At 73.2% G+C, this 21,343-nt stretch carries 18 protein-coding genes; 7 read left to right on the forward strand and 11 right to left on the reverse strand.

Annotated features, from left to right (window positions below; genetic code table 11):
- Positions 1-36: 36 nt before the first annotated feature.
- Complete coding sequence (locus tag NBY69_RS13645; protein WP_250301099.1) at positions 37-2,634, reverse strand: helicase C-terminal domain-containing protein; 2,598 nt, start codon at positions 2,632-2,634, stop codon at positions 37-39.
- 236 nt (positions 2,635-2,870) lie between these two features.
- On the opposite strand from NBY69_RS13645, the gene NBY69_RS13650 reads away from it, so the two are divergent.
- A complete protein-coding gene (locus NBY69_RS13650; RefSeq protein WP_250301100.1) occupies positions 2,871-3,920 on the forward strand; it encodes a hypothetical protein in 1,050 nt (349 codons plus the stop codon).
- 10 nt (positions 3,921-3,930) lie between these two features.
- Here NBY69_RS13650 and NBY69_RS13655 read toward each other — a convergent pair whose 3' ends face one another.
- From NBY69_RS13655 to NBY69_RS13670, 4 genes are all read right to left on the reverse strand, one after another.
- Positions 3,931-4,923 carry an ABC transporter substrate-binding protein gene (locus NBY69_RS13655; RefSeq protein WP_250301101.1) on the reverse strand — a complete coding sequence of 331 codons (993 nt, stop codon included), beginning with the start codon at positions 4,921-4,923 and terminating at the stop codon, positions 3,931-3,933.
- A gap of 128 nt (positions 4,924-5,051) precedes the next feature.
- The gene (locus tag NBY69_RS13660; RefSeq protein ID WP_250301102.1) at positions 5,052-5,885 is read right to left on the reverse strand and encodes an ABC transporter ATP-binding protein; all 834 of its coding nucleotides are present in this window, start codon (positions 5,883-5,885) and stop codon (positions 5,052-5,054) included.
- A complete protein-coding gene (locus NBY69_RS13665) occupies positions 5,882-6,994 on the reverse strand; it encodes an iron chelate uptake ABC transporter family permease subunit (RefSeq protein WP_250301103.1) in 1,113 nt (370 codons plus the stop codon). Before NBY69_RS13665 ends, NBY69_RS13660 begins: the two co-directional genes overlap by 4 nt.
- A complete protein-coding gene (locus tag NBY69_RS13670; protein ID WP_250301104.1) occupies positions 6,991-7,995 on the reverse strand; it encodes an iron ABC transporter permease in 1,005 nt (334 codons plus the stop codon). The genes NBY69_RS13665 and NBY69_RS13670 overlap by 4 nt, the downstream gene beginning before the upstream one ends.
- A gap of 92 nt (positions 7,996-8,087) precedes the next feature.
- Here NBY69_RS13670 and NBY69_RS13675 point away from each other — a divergent pair, with 92 nt between their 5' ends.
- Positions 8,088-8,729: an HAD family hydrolase gene (locus NBY69_RS13675; RefSeq protein WP_250301105.1), complete on the forward strand. Its 642-nt coding sequence runs from the start codon at positions 8,088-8,090 to the stop codon at positions 8,727-8,729.
- 19 nt (positions 8,730-8,748) lie between these two features.
- Here the strand turns inward: NBY69_RS13675 and NBY69_RS13680 are convergent, their stop codons facing one another.
- Positions 8,749-9,045 (reverse strand): hypothetical protein, encoded by a 297-nt coding sequence (locus tag NBY69_RS13680; RefSeq protein ID WP_250301106.1) that lies wholly within the window; start codon positions 9,043-9,045, stop codon positions 8,749-8,751.
- Between the two features lie 150 nt (positions 9,046-9,195).
- Between NBY69_RS13680 and NBY69_RS37330 the strand changes: the two genes are divergently transcribed.
- Entirely contained in the window at positions 9,196-9,579 is a 384-nt protein-coding gene (locus tag NBY69_RS37330) for a cold-shock protein (RefSeq protein ID WP_284348028.1), read from the forward strand.
- A 171-nt stretch (positions 9,580-9,750) separates the two neighbouring features.
- On the opposite strand, the gene NBY69_RS13690 is transcribed toward NBY69_RS37330, so the two are convergent.
- Complete coding sequence (locus tag NBY69_RS13690) at positions 9,751-10,161, reverse strand: MarR family winged helix-turn-helix transcriptional regulator (RefSeq protein ID WP_374211275.1); 411 nt, start codon at positions 10,159-10,161, stop codon at positions 9,751-9,753.
- A 212-nt stretch (positions 10,162-10,373) separates the two neighbouring features.
- Here NBY69_RS13690 and NBY69_RS13695 point away from each other — a divergent pair, with 212 nt between their 5' ends.
- On the forward strand, positions 10,374-11,822 hold the full coding sequence (locus NBY69_RS13695; RefSeq protein WP_250301108.1) for an MFS transporter: 1,449 nt from the start codon (positions 10,374-10,376) through the stop codon (positions 11,820-11,822).
- A gap of 135 nt (positions 11,823-11,957) precedes the next feature.
- Here the strand turns inward: NBY69_RS13695 and NBY69_RS13700 are convergent, their stop codons facing one another.
- Genes NBY69_RS13700 through NBY69_RS13715 form a run of 4 tightly spaced genes read right to left on the reverse strand, consistent with a single transcriptional unit; the run spans position 11,958 to position 15,314 of the window.
- Positions 11,958-12,806 (reverse strand): 1,4-dihydroxy-6-naphthoate synthase, encoded by an 849-nt coding sequence (locus NBY69_RS13700; protein ID WP_250301109.1) that lies wholly within the window; start codon positions 12,804-12,806, stop codon positions 11,958-11,960.
- Positions 12,803-13,453: a futalosine hydrolase gene (locus tag NBY69_RS13705; protein WP_250301110.1), complete on the reverse strand. Its 651-nt coding sequence runs from the start codon at positions 13,451-13,453 to the stop codon at positions 12,803-12,805. The genes NBY69_RS13700 and NBY69_RS13705 overlap by 4 nt, the downstream gene beginning before the upstream one ends.
- 4 nt (positions 13,454-13,457) lie before the next feature.
- A complete protein-coding gene (locus tag NBY69_RS13710; RefSeq protein WP_250301111.1) occupies positions 13,458-13,940 on the reverse strand; it encodes a DUF2771 domain-containing protein in 483 nt (160 codons plus the stop codon).
- A 27-nt stretch (positions 13,941-13,967) separates the two neighbouring features.
- On the reverse strand, positions 13,968-15,314 hold the full coding sequence (locus NBY69_RS13715; protein ID WP_250301112.1) for an MFS transporter: 1,347 nt from the start codon (positions 15,312-15,314) through the stop codon (positions 13,968-13,970).
- A gap of 439 nt (positions 15,315-15,753) precedes the next feature.
- On the opposite strand from NBY69_RS13715, the gene NBY69_RS13720 reads away from it, so the two are divergent.
- The 3 genes from NBY69_RS13720 (at position 15,754) to NBY69_RS13730 (ending at position 21,276) form a co-directional block, all read left to right on the forward strand.
- Entirely contained in the window at positions 15,754-16,662 is a 909-nt protein-coding gene (locus NBY69_RS13720) for a DUF3027 domain-containing protein (RefSeq protein ID WP_250301113.1), read from the forward strand.
- Between the two features lie 308 nt (positions 16,663-16,970).
- Positions 16,971-20,243, forward strand: a complete 3,273-nt coding sequence (locus tag NBY69_RS13725) for a sacsin N-terminal ATP-binding-like domain-containing protein (protein ID WP_250301353.1) — start codon at positions 16,971-16,973, stop codon at positions 20,241-20,243.
- Between the two features lie 181 nt (positions 20,244-20,424).
- On the forward strand, positions 20,425-21,276 hold the full coding sequence (locus NBY69_RS13730; RefSeq protein WP_250301114.1) for a DUF5707 domain-containing protein: 852 nt from the start codon (positions 20,425-20,427) through the stop codon (positions 21,274-21,276).
- The last annotated feature ends 67 nt before the right edge of the window (positions 21,277-21,343 follow it).

A 21,343-nucleotide genomic window follows, 5' to 3' on the forward strand; every position in this document is an offset into this window, starting at 1 on the left:
CCCCACCCTCACCTCCAACCCCAGCCCCGCCTCCGCTCAGGCCGGGTCGTCCGTCAGCTCCGCGACCCCCGTGATGCGGTGCAGCGGATACGTGCGGACGTCGTCCGCCGTGTGGTCGTACGCCGTCACGAAGCCGCCCTCCACCCGGACCGGTGCGATGACCCGTCTGCTCGCCGCGCCGTCGGCGTTGACGTAGCCGATCCAGAGCGCCGCGCCCGTCATGGCCGCGGCCTGCACCGTGGCGAGGGTCTCGGCGGACGGGGTGCGCGGCAGGTTGCCGTACTCCGGTACCGGTTCGTGGACCACCGTGGCGGCCGTGTCACCGGCCCTGATCGCTCGCAGCGCCGCGCCGAGCAGCGTGTCGTCGGGGACCGGCGGACCCTCGGGGACCGGCGCGGGGGCGGTCCGGGGCGGGGTGCGGTAGGCGTCCTGGCGGGTGATCAGGACGTCGCCCTCGGCGGACTCCGCGGCCGGGGCGAAGCCCATCGAGCGCAGCCCGTCGAGGAGCGTGACCGGGTCGGCCGCGGAGGCCAGCACCGTGGGGGCGAGCCGGCGCAGTCGCAGCGACTGGGAGCGGGTGTCCGCCAGGATCTCGCTCAGGACGGCGTCGTCGTCGCAGCGCACGTACGAGGACGCTGCCCCGACCCGCAGATGGCCGTGTTTACGGGCCACGTCGTCGATGAGGTACGTGAGCGGCTGCGGCACCGGCGTACGGCTGTGCGCCGCGAGGAAGGCGTGCAGGTCGGAGGCCGTCTGCCCGGCGTCGAGCGCGCGGCGTACGGAGCCCTGGGTGAAGCGGTAGACGGTGGCGCCGCCCTTGGACTCGACGTCCGCCGCGACGTCGAGCAGTTCGGCGAGCGGGCGCTCCAGCGGGCCGGGTGCGACGGCGGTGAGGTCGGCCTGGAGGAGTACGTGGTCGAGGGGCTCGGGGATGAGCGTGGCGATCGCGGCGGCGGCGCGCTCGCGGGAAGCGGCCACCTCCGCGGCGGTGGGGGCGGGCCGGGCGCCGGTGCCCGGCCCGGACGCTGCGGACTCGCCCAGCAGGGCCCTGCCGTGCGTGGACAGGGCGCCGCGGCCGGTGACGCCCAGCAGTTCCGCCTCGTTCAGCGTCCACCGGGCGATGCGGGAGCGCAGGTCGCCGACGGCGGTCGCGCCGTACGTGTGGCGGGCCGACGGGATGTCCGCCGCCGTGCCCGCGCCCCGGCCCGCCGCCGCACCGCCGGATTGCGCGCCGGAGGCCGTACCGCGCACCGGGCGCTCCCAGCGGAGCCGGGCCAGCAGGGACTCCGGGTCGGGCGCGGTGCCTTCGGGGAGCGTGGCCATCAGGGCCAGGGTTCTGCGGCGCACCTCGGGAGCTGCCGAGCGGTCCAGGTCGGTGCCCAGGGTCGACAGGGCGCGGCCCTTGGCGTCCAGGCCGCCGATGAGCCCGGGGGTGCGGGTGGCGGTGAGCCAGCTGGTGGCCAGGACCGACCACCGTTCCTGGGCGGGGGATTCGAGCCAGGCGTCGTACGCGGGGGTGGCCGCGAAGCGTTCGTCGTCCCCCGCGGACTTCGAGGAGCGGGACGGGCTGCTGCCGCCGTCCGCCGCCAACAGGCCTGCGGCGTAAGCGAGTTCGACCCAGAAGGCGGCCAGTTGTTCGGTCGTGTCCAGTGCGGTGGCGGTCCGCTTCAGATCGCGGACGCTGAGGCCGCCGGAGCGCATGACGGTGGGGCCGCCCTCGTTCCAGTCCTTGAACAGGTCCTCGATGGTGGAGAGCGCCATGAACGCCTGGCCCGCCGCCGCTGCGTCCACAGCCTGTGGACCGTACTCCCGCGTCGGTGCGACGGCGGGCGGCACCGGCTCGGCGTGGCGGTGCGCGCGCCCGGCGCGCAGATGCAGCGCGGCCTCCCGGGGGAGTACCACCGTGCGCGCGCTGGCGGGCAGCAGCAGCCCGTGGTCGCGCAGCCAGCGCACCGGCGGGGTGGGATCGGCGGCCACCTCTCCGTACGGCGGCCCCCAGACCAGCCTGCTCAGTACGTTCAGCGACTCCACGGGCGCCTCGTCGAGCAGCGCCGACATCCGCGTCCGGTCGGTGAACAACGAGGTCAGCGCGGCGACCGCGGACACCGAGTCATGGGTCCCGGCAAGCCCGGCCGCGGTGACGATCTCCTGCACGCGGCCCGGCGACATGCCGACCGTCGCCTCCGCCACGGTCGGTCCGAGACCGGTCGGGGAGGGGTGCGCCGGGGACGGCGCGAGGAGCTCGCGGGCGGTGCGCACCAGCCGGAGCCGGTCGTCCGCGCCCCAGATCAGGGCCTGTTCGCGCAGTACGTCCACCGCGCCGGGCAGCGCGGACGCCACCGCGGGGTCGCACTCGTCACCGCCCATGAGGGCGAGGAGCGTGGTGTACGGCGCGGGGTCCGGCGCGACGGCCAGCGCCTCCGCCGTCTGGAGCGTGAACCGGTCGAGATGTTCGAGCGCCCGGACCACCGAGGCGCGGGTGCCCGCCCGGGTGGCGAGCTGGCCCAGATCGCCCGGCACCGGCGCCAACAGGTCGGGCCGTGCCCGCAGCAGACCCGCCAGGGACGCGTCGTCGCGGATGCGCAGGGCCTCGGCGAGGGTGCGCGGTGGCGTGCTGCGTGTTCGTTCCGGCACGTGCGCCTCCCGTAGTACTGACTAGTGCTGACCGGTCCCCATCCGGCCCACGTTACTGAGATTTGCGTGGAGATGACGCACCGCCCCACTCGGGGCCCGCCGACTTCGGCCCGCTCCGGGGTGTGCGGGAGCGGCGGAGCGGCGCGGAACAGCCGTGCGGGGAGGGCGTGATGAGCGACGGCGCGCGGTGGGGGCGCTACCGTCGGGGCAGAGCGGCTTGAAGGGGAGCGAACTCCGTGGGGATCGAGAGCGATCAGCTCGTCTACGACTATCTGAGCCGGGTCGGCGACCTGGCCCAGCGGCAACTGCCCTCCGCGGAGCGGATGCGGCTGGTGTCCTCGCTGCGCAGCGAGATCGACCGGCAGCGGGCCTCGGCCGACGCGGGGACTCCGGCCGGCGTGCGCCGCATCCTGGGCAGACTCGGCACGCCCGCCGAACAGGTGGCCGCGGCGGCGGGAGGCACGCCACTGGATACCGGGCGCGCCGAGCCGGAGCAGGCCGTACGGGAACGGACCCGCCGGATCCCGCGCCCCCGCAGGACGGAGAAGGCCGAGCCGCCGCCCGCCCGCTCGACCGCCGCGTCCCCGCCGCACCTCGCGGGCGAGGACGAACTCGGTACGGGTGGCGGCGAGCCCGACTGGTGGCGCATCCAGCCGGGCCCCTTCGGCGCCGGTGACGCCGTGCACGGTTTCACGGGCGGGGTGGAGATCCCGGAGATACTGAAGCCGCCGCCCGAGGACGAGGACGCGAACGGGGCTGCTGACGAAGACGGCGCCGACGGACCGGACGGGGAGGGCGCGGAGCCCGTCGAGGCGGCGCCCCGCGGCCGGGCGCTGCTGGGCCGCCGCCGGGCAGCCGGGGGCGGCGACGCGACCGGCGACGAGGGCGACGCGGGCGGCGGGGACGGAGCGGCCGGTGGGCGCGCCGCGTATCTGCGTACCTTCACGGGGGTCTTCTCCAGCCCGGTCCTGCTGCTCGCCGCGGTCCTGCTCGTCGTCGGCGCGGTGCTCGGCTCGCTGCTGGTGCTCGGCGCGGGCTGGATCATCGCGTACATGTCGCGCAGGCTCAGCCGCGCCGAGGCGAAATGGGCGGTGCTCGGGCTCCCGGGCACGGTCGCGCTGGGCGGCATCGTCTGGCTGTGGGGGCGGTCCAGCGGGCACTGGGGTTCGGCGATCCCGGAGCACGGGATGGGCGGCGCGATCTCCGGGGTGTGGCCGGTCGCCCTGCGGGCCGCCGCCGGTGCCTCCGCGCTCTACCTGGTCTGGCGGTCGCGGAGGCGGGCGTAGGGAGGCGTCGCTACCTGGTGAGGTCGGCCCGGAGTTCGTCGAGGATCTTGCCGGCGGCGGTGTATCCGATGCCCTGGAACCACAACTGGTCGTCCACGGCGAAGGACTTGCCGTTCTTCACCGCGGTCAGGTTCTTCCACAGACCGCTGCTCGTGGTCTGCGTCTCCTTGGCCTTCGCCGGGTCGCCGTACGTGGCGTGGAAGAGGACGTCGGCGTTCGCCAGGTCGATCCTCTCCGGGCTGACGTCGTACGAGAAGCCGTCCTTGGCCTTGTCGACGACGGCCGGGCGGCCGACGCCGAGATCGGTGAGGATCGTGCCGATGTAGTTCTTCCTGCCGTAGATGCGGATGTCGGCGCCCTCGACGAACCGCACCGTGTCGACGTCGGTGGCGGCGGCCTTCGCGGGTCCGCCCAGCGCCGCGACGACCCGCTTGGTGTGCGCGGTGTACGCGGCGACGACCTTCCTCGCCTCGGCCTGCCTGCCGAGCGCGTCGGCGTGCACCTGGAAGTTGGCCTTCCAGGGGTAGCCGGTGCTCTCCGTCATCACGGTCGGCGCGATGGCGCTGAGCTGCTGGTACTTGTCGCCGTGCCGGATCTTGCTGGTGAGGATCAGATCGGGCTTGAGCGCGGCGATGGCCTCCAGGTCCGGCGACAGCATCGCGCCGACGTCCTTGATGCCCGCGACCTTGTCCCTGGGCAGGTAGTCGAGGAACCCGGACTTCACGTCGGCGTGCGTGGAGCCGACCGGCCGCACGCCGAGGGTGATGGCGGAGTCCAGCTCGGCGGTGTCCAGGACGACGACCCGGCGGGGGTGGTCGGGGACCTTCACCCGGCCCATGGCGGTGTCCATGGTGTGGGTGCCGGTGCCCGCCGTACCTGCTGAGCCGCCGGAGCCCCCGGTACCGCCGGACCCGCACGCGGCGAGGACCAGGCCACCGGCCAGGACGAGGGCGACCGCGGTGGCGCTGCGGGGGCGGAACGTGCGGGTGCGCGTGCGCGTCATGAGGCAGACCTTTCGACGACGGTGCGAGGACAGTGCGACGACGGTTCAGCGACGGTGCGGGAGCAGCTCAGCGGTGGTGCAGCAGCGGTGCGGCGGCGGTGCGGCGGCGGTGCGGGGGCAGGGAGTTGTTACCCGGCCGGGACCGCGGGGACCCCCGGGGCCCCGGCCGTCGTACCCGCGTACGGCGCGCCCGGCACGACCAGCGGGGACCCCGTGACCGGGTCCGGGATCACCACCGAGTCCAGTCCGAACACCTCCCGTACGAGCTCCGCGGTGACGATCTCCTTCGGGTGCCCCTCGGCGACGATCCGGCCGCTCTTCATCGCCACCAGGTGGTCCGCGTACCGGGCCGCCTGGTTGAGGTCGTGCAGCACCGCCACGACCGTCCTGCCGCGCTCGTGGTTGAGCTGGCGGACCAGGTCGAGCACCTCCACCTGGTGGGCGATGTCGAGGTACGTGGTGGGCTCGTCGAGCAGCAGCAGGTCCGTCTCCTGGGCGAGCGCCATCGCGATCCAGACCCGCTGGCGCTGCCCGCCGGACAGCTCGTCGACGGACCGTTCGGCCAGCGCGGCGGTGTCCGTGCGCTCCATGGCGTCGGTGACCGCCCGCTCGTCCTCCTCGGACCACTGCTGCCACCAGTGCTGGTGCGGCTGCCGGCCGCGTGCCACCAGGTCGGCGACGGTGATCGCCTCGGGCGCGGACGGGGACTGCGGGAGCAGCCCTATCGCCTGGGCGATCTTCCTGGTGGGGATGCGGGCCAGCTCGGCGCCGTCCAGCAGTACGGCGCCGCTGCGCGGCTTCAGCAGCCGTCCCAGCGCCCGCAGAGTGGTGGACTTGCCGCAGGCGTTGGGGCCGACGATGACGGTCACCCGCCCGTCGGGCACGGCCAGGTCGAGTTCCTGGACGACGGTGCGGTCGTCGTAGGCGAGCGTCAGCTCACGGGCCGTCAGCCTGGTGGTCATGCGGTGCCTCCACTACGGCCGCGGGAACCGTGGTTCTTCGCGATCAGCCAGATCAGGTACGGGGCGCCGACCGCCGCCGTGAGGACGCCCACCGGCAGTTCGGTGGGCGCCAGGAGCTTGCGGGCGAGCAGGTCGGCGAGGACGACGACGAACGCGCCCGTCAGCGCCGAGGAGAGCAGCGGGATCTGCGCGGTCCTGGTCATCCGGCGGGCGATCTGCGGGGCGAGCAGCGCGACGAAGTCGACGGGCCCGGCAGCCCCGGTCGCCACCGACGCCAGCACCACGCCGATCAGGACGAGACCGAGCCGTACCCGGCCGAGCCGGACGCCGAGCGCGGTCGCCGTGTCGTCGTCCATGGAGACCGTGCGCTGGGCGTACGCGGCCCACAGGACGGCCGGTACGAGCGCGAGCAGCACCCAGCCGAGCAGAGTGGCCTGGTCCCAGCCGCGGCCGTTCAGGGAGCCCGTCAGCCAGATCTGGGCCTGCTGGGCGACCAGGTAGTCGCCCTTGGTCAGGAAGAGCTGGGTGACCGAGCCGAGGGCGATGGCGAAGCCGATGCCGATGAGTACGAACCGGGTGGCGTGCAGCCCGCCGCGCCAGGCGAAGGCGTACACCAGGGCCGCCGCGACGATCCCGCCGATGACGGAGAGGTAGGGCAGTACGGCCGTCGACGTCACCCCGAGGGACATCGCGCCCACGGTGAGCGCGCCCGCGCCCTTGCTGATGCCGATGATGTCGGGGCTGGCCAGCGGGTTGCGCGCGACGGTCTGGATGAGCGCCCCGGCCACCCCGAACGCGGCGCCGACGAGCAGCCCGACGACCATGCGCGGCAGCCGCAGCGTGCCGACGACGAGTTCGTCCGGCGAGGGGCTCCCGACGATCACCTTGACCACCTCGGCGGGCGACACGAAGCTCTCGCCGACGCAGAGGTACGCGACACAGGTGGCGGCCAGTACGAGGGCGAGTGCCACGGCGACGGCTGCGGCGCGCCGGTGCAGCAGGAACGTTCCCCGGCCGATCCGTACGACGGAGTAACCGGCGGGCCGGATGCGCCCGGTCCGGCCGGCCGCGGGCGCTGCCGCCGTCGTGGCTGTGGGTGCGGTTGTCACGCCGGGACCGCCTTCCGGCGTACGAGGGCGACCAGGAACGGCACCCCGATGAGGGCCGTCATCACCCCGGCCGGGACCTCGCCCGGCGGGAAGATCACCCGGCCGATGACGTCGGAGACCAGCAGCATCACCGGTCCGATGAGTGCCGCCATCGGCAGCACCCAGCGGTGGTCGCTGCCCACGAGCGCGCGGGCGATGTGCGGCACGGCGAGGCCGATGAAGGCGATCGGCCCGGCGGCGGCGACCCCGACGCCGGTCAGTACGGTCGCGCCGATGCCCCCGACGATCCGTACCGTGGCGACCTTCTGGCCGAGCCCCTTCGCCATGTCGTCGCCGAGCGCCAGTGCGTCCAGACCGCGGGCGACCGAGGCCACCAGCACCACGCCCACCAGCAGGAACGGCCAGATCTGACCGACGATGTCGGTCTCCCGGCCGCTGATCGAACCGACCTGCCAGAAGCGGAACTCGTCGAGCGCGGAGGCCTTCGTGGTGAGGACCCCCTGCACCACGGAGACCAGCAGCGCGTTGATCGCGGCGCCGCCGAGCGCGAGTTTCACCGGGGTCGCGCCGCCGCGCCCGCGGGAGGCGATGGCGTACACCGCGACGGACGCGAGCGCCGCGCCCGCGAAGGCGAACCAGACGTACCCGGTGAGCGTGTGGATCCCGGCGAAGGCGATGGCCAGCACCACGCCCACCGAGGCGCCCTGGCTGATGCCGAGGATGCCCGGGTCGGCGATGGGGTTGCGGGTGATGCCCTGGAGCACCGTGCCGGCGAGGGCGAGTGCGACGCCGACCATGAGGCCGATCAGCGTGCGCGGGACCCGCAGCTGGCGGACGACCTCGGCCGTGTTGCTGTGCCCGCCGTGCAGCAGTGCGTCGATCACGGCGGAGGGTGCGATGGCCCGTGCCCCGACCGCGAGGCTGAGCAGGACCGCGAGCAGCAGGGCCACGACGGCGGCGGCCGTCCAGGCGATGCGGCGGCGGGCCACGGGAGTTGACATCTGACCCATTCCGAAGGTTGGTAAGGCTTGGCTAAGCCTAATCGGAGCCGCTTCGGACGGACCGGCCAGGTGGCGGACGCGGGAGAGGGAGGATGGAGGGCATGGCTTCCCCAGCGCTGACGGTCGGCTTCGACCTCGACATGACCCTGATCGACTCCCGGCCCGGCATCAAGGCCGCCTACCAGGCGCTTTCCGCCGAGACCGGTACGTACATCGACGCCGACCTGGCGGTGACCCGGCTCGGCCCGCCGCTGGAGCTGGAGCTGGCGGAGTGGTTCCCCGAGGACCGGATCGAGGCCGTGCGCGACCACTACCGTGAGATCTACCCCACACACGCGATAGAGCCGTCCACGGCGATGGCGGGCGCCGCCGAGGCGGTGGCCGCGGTGCGCCGGCTCGGCGGCCGGGCGATCGTCGTCACGGCCAAGAACCAGCCGGACGCCGTACGCCACCTCGTGCACCTCGGCATCGAGCCGGACGCCGTGGTCGGCTGGCTCTGGGCGGAGGCCAAGGCGGAGGCGCTGAAGGAGCACGGCGCGTCGGTGTACGTCGGCGACCACGTCGGCGACGTACGCGGGGCGCTCACCGCGGGCGCGCTCTCCGTCGCCGTACCCACGGGCCCGATCGGCGCGGACGAACTGCGGGCGGCCGGGGCCGACGTGGTCCTGACCGACCTGACCGAGTTCCCGGCCTGGCTGGAGAGCTACGCGGCGGGGCTCGCCGCGCAGGCCTGAGCCGTAGCCGTGAGAACCGCTACGTAGCCGGAGTGGCCGCGGGCGCCTGGGCGGCAGCCGCCCGGCGGGAGAGCGCGGCGCGGGCCCGGCGGCGCTGGTCCGCGATGGACCGCAGCACTCCGGCCGCCGCCACCAGGAACCCGACGCCCATCAGCATGCACACCGCGTAGGCGATGGACGGGAACGGACGGGTCCCCAGGAAGAGGGGGGCCACCGTGACCAGTGTGGCCACGGCGCCGACGAAGAAGATGATCGCGCCGACCTGGACCAGCCGGTCACCGGCACGGGCGTCGGTCGATTGGGTTTCATTGCTCACCCCGCCAGGGTAGTTCCCTGCGCGGAGGAACTAGCCAGTGACGTCTTGTCACCGGTCCCAGGACCATTAGCCTGAGTCCTGGCGGGTCGAGTGACCCGCTGTAGTGCTATCCAGAGCCGTTTTCTACGACTACGGGGACGAGGACAGACGGTGCCCACCGGCAAGGTCAAATGGTTCAATTCGGAAAAAGGCTTCGGCTTTCTTTCCCGCGACGACGGCGGCGATGTCTTCGTCCATTCGTCGGTGCTCCCGGCCGGAGTGGATGCACTCAAGCCGGGCCAGCGTGTGGAGTTCGGTGTCGTCGCGGGCCAGCGCGGTGACCAGGCCCTGACTGTGACCGTCATCGACCCGACGCCGTCGGTGGCCGCGGCGCAGCGGCGCAAGCCGGACGAACTGGCGTCCATCGTCCAGGACTTGACGACGCTGCTGGAGAACATCACGCCCAGCCTGGAGCGGGGCCGGTACCCCGACAAGGCGGCGGGGGCGAAGATCGCGGGTCTGCTGCGGGCGGTCGCCGACCAGCTGGACGTCTGACCGGACGAGCCTGCGGTCACCCGGTGGGCCGGGTCGGGAGAGGTCTCCCGACCCGGCCCACCGCTCCGTTCACGCCATTTCCCGCAGGCCCGCCGTACGCGCGTCCGCCGCGCCCCGCCGCGCTCGCACCCTGCCGCGTCCGCCCGGTGCGCACCGCTCAGCGCCCGCCGCTCACGGCCGGGGCCAGGGCTGGCCGATGATCGTCTCGATGCTGGAGTTGAAGCGTTCCAGCGCCGCCGCGAAGTCGGCGGCCTCCTCCGGCGTCCAGTCGGCGAGTACCCGTTGCAGGTTGTTCACCGCGTCCTCGCGGTCGGCGGCCAGCTTCCGGGCGCCCTCGTCCGTCATGCGGAACTTCCGGGCGAGCCCGCCCTCCGGGTCCGGGATGCGCTCGACCAGGCCGGCCCGGGTCATGGCGGCGGTCTGCCGGTTGAGGGTCGAGGTGTCCAGGTCCAGGGCGTCGACGAGCTGTCCGATGGACAGCGGTCCGTCGAGCTCGATCCTGCAGAGCAGGATGTAGGCGCTCCGGTCGAGCTGCGTCGTCTGGGCCATGGCCATGTACCGGTACCTGGCCAGCAGGGTCATTTCCCGCTCGATGTTCTCGGTCGCCTGACGCACGCGGCTTGTCCTCTCCGACGTTCTGATCTGCCCCTCGGCATGTATAGCACGCGCAATGTGCATCATGCATGAGGTGTGTAGAATGCATATCGTTGTCATCGACCCCCTGGGCCGAGCCTGAATCCAGATCCGTCTGAACCCAGGGCCGGAGCCCGAGTCCGAGTCCACGAGGAGAACCCGTGACCACCCCCGTTCCGGTGCCGCAGCAGCACACGAGACCCGGTGCCGTCGTCGCCGTACTGGCGGGCGCCGGCATCGTCGCCGCGCTGATGCAGACCCTGGTCGTCCCGCTCATCGCGAAGTTTCCCGAGCTGCTCGGCACCACGCCGGGCAACGCCTCCTGGGTCGTCACCGCGACGCTGCTCGCCGGTGCCGTCGCCACCCCGGTCACCGGGCGGCTGGGAGACCTGTACGGCAAGCGACGGCTGATGCTGGTCTGCATCGGGCTGCTCGTGGCGGGCTCGGTGATCTGCGCGCTGGCGGGCTCGCTGGCCCCGATGGTCATCGGCCGGGCGCTCCAGGGCACCAGCATGGGCATCATCCCGCTCGGCATCAGCATGATGCGTGACCTGCTGCCGCCGGAGAAGGTCGGCTCGTCGGTCGCGCTGATGAGTTCCTCGCTCGGCATCGGCGGTGCACTCGGCCTGCCGATCGCCGCGGCCATCGCGCAGAACACCGACTGGCACACGCTGTTCTGGGGCTCGGCGGTGCTGAGCATCCTCCTGGGCATCCTGATCGTCCTGTTCGTCCCCGCGGCGCCGGTCCGTACCGAGGGCCGGTTCGACTACATCGGAGCCGTCGGGCTCTGCGCGGGCCTGGTCGCCCTGCTGATCGGCGTCTCCAAGGGCAGTGACTGGGGCTGGACCAGCGGCAGCACGCTGGGGCTGTTCGCCGCCGCGGTGGTCGTCCTGCTCGTCTGGGGCCTCTTCGAGCTGCGCACCGGGCACCCGCTCGTCGACCTCCGTACCACCGCGAAGCGCCAGGTCCTGCTGACCAACGTGGCGTCCGTCGTGGTCGGCTTCGCGATGTACGCGCAGTCGCTCGTCTCGCCGCAGCTGCTCCAGCTCCCCGAGGCCACCGGGTACGGCCTCGGCCAGTCGATGGTCGCCGCAGGGCTCTGGATGGCCCCGGCCGGGCTGGTGATGATGGCCGTGTCCCCGCTCGGCGCCAAGCTCTCGGCGGCCCGCGGCCCCAAGATCTCGCTCCTCGTCGGCTCCGTGATCATCGCCGTCGGCTACGCCCTCGCGCTCGCCCTGATGGGCTCCGCCTGGGGCCTGGTGGTCTTCTCGTGCGTGATCAGCGTCGGGGTGGCCTTCGCCTACGGAGCCATGCCCGCCCTGATCATGGGCGCGGTACCGCTCTCCCAGACGGCCGCGGCCAACGGCTTCAACTCGCTGTCGCGGGCGGTCGGTACGGCGGTGTCCGCAGCGGTGATGGGCGTCGTGCTGGCCCAGATGACCGTCTCGATGGGCAGCTTCTCGGTGCCGTCCGAGAAGGGCTTCCGTACGACGTTCGTCATCGGCGCCGCGGTGGCGCTGGTGGCCGCGCTGGTGGTGCTGGCGATCCCCGGCCGCAGCAGGAAGAACGTGGCGGCAGCCACGGAACCGGTGCTGGCCGAGAGCGTGTAGCTTTCCCGCGGCGGTATGTCCGACAGGACCTCGCCGTGACCGCCGACGGCCCCCGCTCCGTACACCTGCCGGCCGGCAGGCGGGGAGCGGGGGCCGTCGGCCGATTCCTGATCCGGCCCGGTCCGGGCCCGCCTCTCAGGCGAAGGTCAGCGCGTCCGGTCCCAGCGCGGGGACCAGGCCCTCCGCCGCCGCGCGGGTCAGCAGACCGCGCACCGCCGCGTACCCGTCCTCGCCGAGGTCCGCCGTGAACTCGTTGACGTACAGCCCGATGTGCTGGTCGGCCACCGCCGGGTCCATCTCCTGGGCGTGCCCGAGCACGTAGGGACGCGAGACCTCCGGGTCGTCCCAGGCCTGCCGTACCGACGCCCGTACCGACTCCGCCAGTTCGCGCAGCCGGGTCGCGCCCAGCGAACGCTTCGCGATGATCGCGCCGAGCGGGATCGGCAGGCCGGTCGTCGACTCCCAGTGCTGCCCCATGTCGGCCAGCGAGTGCAGCCCGTACTCCTGGTACGTGAACCGCGCCTCGTGGATGACCAGACCCGCGTCCACCTTGCCGTCGCGCACGGCCGGCATGATCTCGTTGAACGGCATGACGACGATCTCGCCGACCCCGCCGGGCACCACGTCGGCCGCCCACAGCCGGAAGAGCAGATACGCCGTCGAGCGCTCGCTCGGCACGGCGACGGTCCTGCCGGTGAGGTCGACACCGGCTTCCCTGGTGAGGACCAGCGGCCCGCAGCCCCGGCCGAGTGCCCCGCCGCACGGCAGCAGCGCGTACTCGTCGAGCACCCACGGCAGCACCGCGTACGACACCTTCAGGACGTCGAACTCACCGCGCTCCGCCATCCCGTTGGTGATGTCGATGTCCGCGAAGGTCACATCGAGCGCGGGCGCGCCGGGCACCCGGCCGTGCGCCCAGGCGTCGAAGACGAAGGTGTCGTTGGGGCAGGGCGAGAACGCGATCTGCAGCGGCTGCTCGGTCATATGGTGTCGGTCCAACCTTCCAGTACGGGCGGGAGCTTCGCGAAAGCCCCGGTGAGCGCGGCCAGCGCGTCCCCGATGCGCCAGGCGTCCCGGTCGCGGGGGCCGACGGCGTTGGAGACCGCGCGGATCTCCAGCACCGGGAGCCCGGCCTGGACGGCGGCCTCGGCGACCCCGAAGCCCTCCATCGCCTCGGCGACGGCGCCGGGGTGCGCGGCCAGCAGAGCGGCTGCCCGTCCGGCGGTGCCGGTGACGGTGGAGACGGTCAGTACGGTGCCGGTCGTCGCGGCCGTGGCGTCGGCCACGGCCCGCACCAGCGAGGCCGGCGGGCGGTGTTCCACCGTGCCGAAGCCCAGACCGGTGACCGGGACGAAACCCTCGGGCGTCTCGGCGCCCAGGTCGGCGGCCACGATCGCGTCCGCGACCAGCAGTGCGCCGGGCGGTGCGTGGAATCCGCCGCCGATGCCCGCCGAGACCACCAGGTCGTACGGGGCACGGGCGAGCGCCGTCGCCGCTCCGGCCGCCGCGGCGGCCGGGCCGACCCCGGCCGCGATCACCTCGTACTCCCCGGAGCTTCCGGGAGTGTCCCCGAACGCGCGCGTGACCGCGTCCCGCTCGGCGGGAACCGCGGTCACGACCAGTACACGCAAGGCGTCAGTCGTTCTTCTTGAAGGTGAACGACCACAGGCCGTAGACCTTGGTGGTGCCGTCGCCCTCGGCGATGGCGACGGTCGAGGTGTTGCCCTTGGCGCCGTACTGGGCGTTGAAGAACACGTTGCCCGGGATGGTGGTGTAGGTCTTCTTGCTCACGCCGGTCAGCTGCTGACCGTTCAGCAGGAGCGTCCAGCCCTTGTCGGCGATCTTCGGGTCGACGCCGATGCGCACGGTCGCCTCCGGGTCCACCTTGATGGTCGGAGTGTGCTTCTTCTTTTCGGCGCAGGACTTCGACGCGGCCATGTCCAGCGCCTTGCCGTCGTTGTAGCAAGCGGCGGCGGTGTTCACCGACTTGGTGCCGACCGTCACGGTCGCGAGGGGCGTCGGCTTGTCGCAGGCGGACAGGACGAGGAGTCCGGCGGACACGGCAGCGACGGCGGCTGCGGTGCGGCGGCCCTTACCGGTAAGAAGCGCAACGGTCATGGGGCGAAGGCTATCGTCCGGCGCAGGTCACGCCACGCGGGGGTGCGGCGAGCCGCGTCGCGCGGCCGTGAGGAGCCCTCGAACGGTCGTGATCGCCCCCACCGCGACCAGCGTGGCGCCCACCGAAACCCCCAGTACGCCGTTGAGCGGCACCACCATCGCGATGGCGCCGCCCACCACCCAGGCCATCTGGAGCAGCGTCTCCGACCGGGCGAACGCCGAGGTCCGTACGGACTCCGGCACATCCCGCTGGATCATCGCGTCCAGCGACAGCTTGGCCAGCGCCTGCGCGAACCCGGCGACCGCCGCCACCACCGCGACCAGTACGGAGCTGAAGAAGACCGCCGTCAGCACCGCCGTGGCCAGCACCACCCCGAGCAGGCTCGCGATCATGATCTCCGGACCACGCGAACGGAGCAGCGCGCCGACCGCGGTTCCCAGCGCGTTGCCCGTACCGGCCGAGACCCCGACGATCGTCATGGACACGGCCACACTGAGGCCGGGCATCGGCTGGTCCCGCAGCAGAAAGGCCAGGAAGAAGATCAGGAAGCCGGAGAGCGAGCGCAGCGCGGCGTTCGCCACGAGTCCGTTCAGTACGGAGGGGCCGACGGTGCGCAGCGACGGCTTGCGCTCGTCACGCTCCACCAGCCGCGCCTTGCCCTCGCCCTTCGCGGAGTCCACCTTGCGCGGCAGGGTGAACGCCAGGAACGCGCCGAACAGGAAGACGACGGACGCCCCGTAGAGCGGCCAGGGGGGCCCGATGCGGTGCAGCCCCGCACCGATGGGCGCCCCGATGCCGGTCGCCAGCAGCCCCCCGAGCGTCACCCGGGAATTGGCCCGGACCAGTGAGAACCGGGGTGGCAGCAGCCGGGGGACCACCGCGCTGCGCACCACTCCGTACGCCTTCGACGCCACCAGTACGCCCAGCGCGGCCGGATAGAGCTCCAGCCCGCCGGAGGCCACCGCACCCGACATCACCAGCGCCAGCACCGTCCTGGCCGCCATCGCCGCAGCCATCGCCGCCCTGCGGCCGTGCGGCAGCCGGTCGAGCAGCGGGCCGATCACCGGGGCGAGCACCGCGAAGGGCGCCATGGTGACCGCGAGATAGAGCGCGACCCGGCCGCGGGCCTCGTCCGTGGGCACCGAGAAGAAAACCGTCGAGGCGAGCGCAACCGTGATCATCACGTCACCCGCGCTGTTCACGGCGTGCAGTTCGATCAGCTTGCCGAGCCCCGACTCACCCGCTCCATGGGCGTGCGTCGCCCGTCTGATCCCTTTTGCGGTACCGGTAAACGGACGTTGGAGGGCATGCCCGACAGCCCGGCCCGCCCTGCGCACCGGGCTGAATCCGTCGGACGGCCTTGCGGTGGTCACCCCGTCATAGTGCCCCAAGCCCGTACGACCCGAACCGGGATTCGGACGCGCAGGTGGGACGAGAGCCGGAGAGGGGGTAGCGTGCACGGAGGCTGCCGACCACTCCCGGGCGGGCCCGCGACGCCTGTCACCGCACCTCGCTGCGTTGTCGGAGCCGCCCAGTGACTTCGGTCGTGGGCGATCCTCCGCCTTGCGACGGACGGTGCCGGACGCCGCGGGCTCCTCCGCCCGGGAGCGGTCGGCAGCCACCAGCGCGCCACCGGCGGTTGTCCTTGGCTGTGCGCCTCTCCGTTATCCCGCAGAATGGGTAGGAGAAGGTGCGCCCCCGGGCATGTCGGGCGCGGACGTTGACGCGGTCCCCTGGTCCGCTCCGCCCGTAGCTCGTACGCGATGTTCGTCCGGCGCACCCGTGAGACGGCGTAGGAGAGAAGCGAGACCTGTGAGTGCTGCGACGACGCGAAGCCGTACCCCCGACCGCCTGTGCGCCGAGGCGGTAGACCTCGCCCGCGAGGCCGCCGAGGAAGCCGCCTTCCCCGGGGTGGTCGGTGAGCATGTCTCCGTGGTGGCGGAGGGCGACCGGGTCGTCACCCACTACTTCGAGTGCAAGGAACCCGGCTACCGGGGCTGGCGCTGGGCGGTGACGGTCGCCCGTGCGTCCCGGGCGAAGCTCGTCACGCTCGACGAGACGGTCCTGCTGCCCGGCCCCGACTCGCTGCTGGCCCCCGAGTGGGTGCCGTGGAGCGAGCGGCTGCGCCCCGGCGACATGGGCCCCGGCGATCTGCTGCCCACCGAGGCCGAGGACCTGCGCCTGGAGCCGGGCTACTCCGGCGAGGACGCGCCCCCGCCGAACTCCGTGGTCTCCGAGGAACTGGCCGAGCGGGTCGACGCGGAGGACGCCGAGGTCACCGACCGCACGGCGGTCCCGGCCCGTGGCACGCTCACCGCGGTCGCCGAGGAACTGGGCATGCGTCGTGCGCGGGTCCTGTCCCGCTACGGGCTGCACCTGGCGGCCGACCGCTGGGACGAGGAGTACGGCGCGAAGACCCCGATGGCGCAGGCAGCGCCCGCGTCCTGCGTGACGTGCGCCTTCCTGGTGCCGCTCGCCGGTTCGCTGAAGCAGGCCTTCGGGGTGTGCACGAACGAATTCGGTCCCGCGGACGGGCATGTCGTGTCGCTGGCGTACGGGTGCGGTGGGCACTCGGAGGCGGCGGTCATGCCGAAGCCGCTGCGGCCCGCGCCGCTGGTGCTGGACTCGACGGCCGCGGATCCCTTCACGCTGCGGCCGGACCCCGAGGGCGGGTCGGTGCCGGTGGAGGCGTCCGGGGTGGAGGACCTGGGGCACTCCTGAGGGAGCGGCGGGGCGGGGGTGTTCCGCGGGGGTGAGCCCCCGGGCCTCCCTGTCCTCAAGCGCCGGACGGGCTCGAAGGTGTCCTCAAGCGCCGGACGGGCTGGATTTTCCCCGGCATGGTCCTGCCCGGCCGGCTCGTCTCAGCCCCTCCGGCGTTCGAGGAGCGGGGTCCCGGGGCGGAGCCCCGGTTACCGGAAGGGGCGGGCTGGGGAACGCCCGCCGCAGGCGACCCGCACCCCCGTCACGCGGTACGTTCACCCCCGGCCCCCGCCCCACCCCGCCCCACACGAGGAGCACGAGCCGTGATCGTGAAAGCGACGGACGCAGCCGACCCCTTCGGGACGGCCCGGCTACGGCGCGGTGTGCTCGACGCCTGGTCCGCCACTCCCGCCCGGTTCCGTGAGGACGCCAACGCCGAGGAAGACCTCGCCCTGGGCGGCTACCGCGACCGCCTCGTCGTCGAGCTCGCCCAGAACGCCGCCGACGCGGCGGCCCGCGCGGGCGTACCGGGACGGTTCCGGCTCACGCTGCGGCCGGGCGCGGGCGACGAGCCCGCCGTTCTCGTCGCCGCCAACACCGGCGCCCCGCTGGACGCACCCGGCGTCGAGTCGCTGAGCACGCTCCGCGCCTCCGCCAAGCGCACCGACGCCGACACGGAGGGCGCGGTGGGCCGCTTCGGTGTCGGCTTCGCGGCCGTCCTCGCGGTGAGCGACGAGCCCGCCGTCGTCGGCAGGCACGGCGGTGTGCGGTGGTCCCTCGCGGAGGCCCGCGAGCTGGCCGCCGAGGCCGCGCGGTCCGCCGCCGCCCCGGGTGCGGACACCGAGGCGGCCCGCGCCGCCGAGGGCCTCGCCGACGAACTGCGCCGCCGCGACGGACACGTGCCGCTGCTCCGCCTCCCGCTGCCCGCCGAGGGCACCGCCCCCGACGGCTACGACACCGTCGTCATCCTGCCGCTGCGGGACGGCGGCGCGGAGGACCTGGCCCAGCGGCTGATCGCCGCGATCGACGACGCGCTGCTGCTGACGCTCCCCGGGCTGGCCGAGATCGTGGTCGAGACCCCGGACGGCACCCGCACGCTGACCCGTTCGGCGCACGGCCCGTACGTCCACATCACGGATACGGCCGATGTCACCGAGACGGCCGACGAAGGCGTGGCCGACCGGGCGGCGGACGCGGGCACCGACGCGGGTCCCGCCCCCCACCGCTGGCGCACCGTCGCCCACCACGGCCCGCTGGAGCGGTCGCTCCTCGAAGGGCGTCCCGTCGAGGAACGGCTGCGCCCGCACTGGTCGGTGACCTGGGCCGTCCCGGTGGACGCCGAGGGCGCGCCGGTACGGCCCCGTACCGCCCCCGTCGTGCACGCGCCCACCCCGACCGATGAGCCGCTGGGCGTGCCCGCGCTGCTGATCGCCTCGCTGCCGCTGGACACCGCCCGGCGCCATCCCGCCCCGGGACCGCTGACCGACTTCCTGGTGCAGCGCGCGGCCGACGCGTACGCGGAACTGCTCGGCGACTGGGAGCCGGTGTCCGTCGCCACCATCGACCTGGTGCCGGGACCGCTGGGCAAGGGCGAACTGGACGGCGCGCTGCGGGCCGCGATCCTGGAGCGGCTGGCGCGCGTGGCGTTCCTCGCGCCGGCAGCGCCCGTCGCACCGGCAGCCGGATCCGCCGAGTTCGCCGAGCCCCGGGACGGGGACGCGGCGGGCGAGGACCCGGGCCGCGGGCCCAGGGCCCTGCGGCCCTTCGAGGCCGAGGTCGTCGAGGGCGCGGGCGCCGACACCGTACGGGTACTGGCCGAGGTGCTGCCCACCCTGCTGCCCGCCGGTCTGGAACGCCGCGCCGAGCTGCGCACGCTGGGCGTCGGCCGGCTGCCGCTCGGCGACGCGATCGACCGCATCGGCGGCGCCGAACGCGAACCGTCCTGGTGGCGGCGGCTGTACGAGACCCTCGCCGGCGTCGACCCGGACCGGCTGTCCGGGCTGCCCGTGCCGCTCGCCTCGGGGCGTACGGCCGTCGGCCCCCGGCAGGTCCTGCTGCCGCTGGCCGACACCCCGGCCGACCTCGCCCGGCTCGGCCTCAAAGTCGCGCACCCGGACGCCGCGCATCCGCTCCTGGAGAAGCTGGGGGCCCTGCCCGCCACGCCGCGCGCGGTACTGACGACCCCCCAGGTGCGGGCCGCCGTCGCGGCCTCCCTGGACGACGGCGAGGCCTGGGACAGCGACGCGCTCGACCCGGACGAGCTGGCCGAGGTCGTCCTGGCCCTCGTCCGGGAGGCGGATCTGGAGCCCGGGGACGAACCGTGGCTGGCCGCGCTCGCCCTGCCCGACGAGGACGGCGAGTCCGCCCCGGCCGGTGAACTGGTCCTGCCCGGCAGCCCGTTCGCGCAGCTCATGCGCGAGGGCGAACTGGCCCTCTGCGACAGCGAACTGGCCGACCGCTGGGGCGAACAGCCGCTGACCGCCTGCGGGGTGCTGGCCACCTTCGCCCTCGTACGCACCACGGATGTCGTCCTCGACCCCGACGAACTCGACCCGCGCGAGGGCGACTTCGCGGAACCGGACGACGCCGGGCTGCTGGACGCCGTGGACGTCTGGTGCGAGGACGTGCTCGACCAGCTGCCGGAGACCCCGGTGCCGCCGGTCGCGACGGAGCTGGTCGCGGTACGGGACCTGGACCTGGTCGACGACGACAAGTGGCCGCAGGCCCTCGCCCTGCTCGCCCGGCCGCCGCTGCGGGACGCGCTGACCCAGCCGGTGCGGGTGCTGCTGCCGGACGGGACGACGGCCTCCGTACGTCCGTACACCGCCTGGTGGCTGCGCGATCACCCGGTGCTCGACGGCCGCCGTCCGGCGGGGCTGCGGTCGGCGGGCGGCGATCCGCTGCTGGCCGGGCTGTACGACGAGGTGGACGCGACCGGCTTCGACGACGAGCAGGTGCTGCGCGCCCTCGGCGTGCGGACCTCGGTGGCCGCCCTGCTCGACGAGCCCGGCGGCGCGGCCGAGCTGCTGAACCGGCTCGCCGACCCGGACCGTGAGGTGTCGTCCCGTCAGCTGCACGCGCTGTACGGGGAGTTGGCCCTGCTCGATCCCGAACAGGTCACCCTCGCGGACGAGTTGCGGGCCGTGGTGGACGGAGAAGTACGGGTGGTGGACGCGGCCGATGCGCTGGTCGCCGACGCGCCCGACCTGCTCCCGCTGACGTCCGGGGCCCCGCTGCTCCCGGTCGCCCCGGCGCGCGCCGCGGAGCTGGCCGAGCTGCTCCAGATCAGGCGGCTGAGCGAGACGGTGGACGCCGAGGTGACCACGGCGGGCGAGGAGCACCCGGTGCCGGAAGCGGTCCGTACGCTGCTCGGCCCCGGCACCCCGGCGACGTACCTGGAACACGAGGAACTCCTCGCGGGCGGCGTCGAACTGGACTGGCACCGGACCCGCGACGGGGTGCTCCACGCGGCCACCCTGGAGGGTGTGGCCGCGGGCCTCGCCTGGGCGGCCGGACAGTGGCCGCGCCGGTTCGAGGTCGCGGCGCTGCTGGAGGACCCGTCACGTAAGGAGGAGCTGGCGCGGGACCGCTGGTTCGACTGAGGGTTGTTTGCGCGGCGTACGGCGTGGTTCACCACACGGTTTCGAAATCTTCACACCTGGTACAACCATTCACGCGCGTCGCAGGTCTGGTCTGTGAAGCCACCAGGCTTCGCAGACCACATGGGCCACGCGGATGGACGAAACCTCCGCGGGTCCCCTTCTCCACATGGGGAACAAAAACATGCGTATACGTGCCACTGTCGTTGCCGTCTCCGGCGCCCTGGCCCTCTCCGCTCTCGCCTTCCCGGCCTCCGCGCAGGCGGACGAAACCCCCGTCGCCCGGCTCGCGGCCTCGCCGTTCGGAGCGAAGGCGAAGATCAGCCGCGCCGTAGCCGACACGAAGATCACCAGCGTCGTCGTGAACGGCGGCAAGGACATCACCCTCGGCACCACGGTCCCGAAGACCATCACGGCGACCGTCACCGCCACCGACGACTCGGGCATCCAGGACGCCATCGTCTACCTCTGGCACGGCGCCGACATCGACCACGTCGACGGGTACCTCGGCCCGGACGTGTCCGACGACACGGCCCAGATCGCCAAGTGCACCAAGGTCAACGCCACCACCTCGACCTGCAAGATCACCTTCAAGGTCGACCCGCACTACGACCTGTACAAGAACGACCTCGCCGGTACGTGGAAGGTCGCCGCGGCGGCGCTCGCCAAGGACTACGACTCGGTCGACAACGACAAGTTCAGGACGATGCACGTCCAGCGCGTCTCGACGCTGAACGTCAACGCCGCACCGGAGCCGGTGAAGAAGGGCAAGACGATCACGGTGACGGGCAAGCTCGCCCGCGCCAACTGGGAGACGTACAAGTACCAGGGCTACACCGGCCAGCCGGTCAAGCTGCAGTTCCGCAAGAAGAACAGCAACACGTACACCACGGTCAAGACGATCAAGACGAACAGCACCGGCAACCTGAAGACGACCGTCAAGGCGGTCGAGGACGGCTACTGGCGCTACAACTTCGCGGGTACGACCACCACTCCGGCGGTCGTCGCCACCGGTGACTTCGTCGACGTGAAGTAACAAGCACTGCCGCGAGCGGCCCGTGTCCCGGGGTGGATCCACCACTCCGGGGCACGGGCCCCGTTGC

It is taken from the genome of Streptomyces sp. A 4/2 (genome assembly GCF_940670765.1).
In the GTDB taxonomy this organism is placed as follows: Bacteria; Actinomycetota; Actinomycetes; order Streptomycetales; family Streptomycetaceae; genus Streptomyces.

Excerpts from the sequence above, each read along its gene's own strand:
- NBY69_RS13700 (WP_250301109.1), bottom strand. The coding sequence starts at position 12,806 with ATGACCGAGCAGCCGCTGCAGATCGCGTTCTCGCCCTGCCCCAACGAC.
- NBY69_RS13730 (WP_250301114.1), top strand. The coding sequence starts at position 20,425 with ATGCGTATACGTGCCACTGTCGTTGCCGTCTCCGGCGCCCTGGCCCTC.
- NBY69_RS13655 (WP_250301101.1), bottom strand. The coding sequence starts at position 4,923 with ATGACGCGCACGCGCACCCGCACGTTCCGCCCCCGCAGCGCCACCGCG.
- NBY69_RS13660 (WP_250301102.1), bottom strand. The coding sequence starts at position 5,885 with ATGACCACCAGGCTGACGGCCCGTGAGCTGACGCTCGCCTACGACGAC.
- NBY69_RS13710 (WP_250301111.1), bottom strand. The coding sequence starts at position 13,940 with ATGACCGTTGCGCTTCTTACCGGTAAGGGCCGCCGCACCGCAGCCGCC.
- NBY69_RS13670 (WP_250301104.1), bottom strand. The coding sequence starts at position 7,995 with ATGTCAACTCCCGTGGCCCGCCGCCGCATCGCCTGGACGGCCGCCGCC.
- NBY69_RS13690 (WP_374211275.1), bottom strand. The coding sequence starts at position 10,161 with ATGACCCTGCTGGCCAGGTACCGGTACATGGCCATGGCCCAGACGACG.
- NBY69_RS13675 (WP_250301105.1), top strand. The coding sequence starts at position 8,088 with ATGGAGGGCATGGCTTCCCCAGCGCTGACGGTCGGCTTCGACCTCGAC.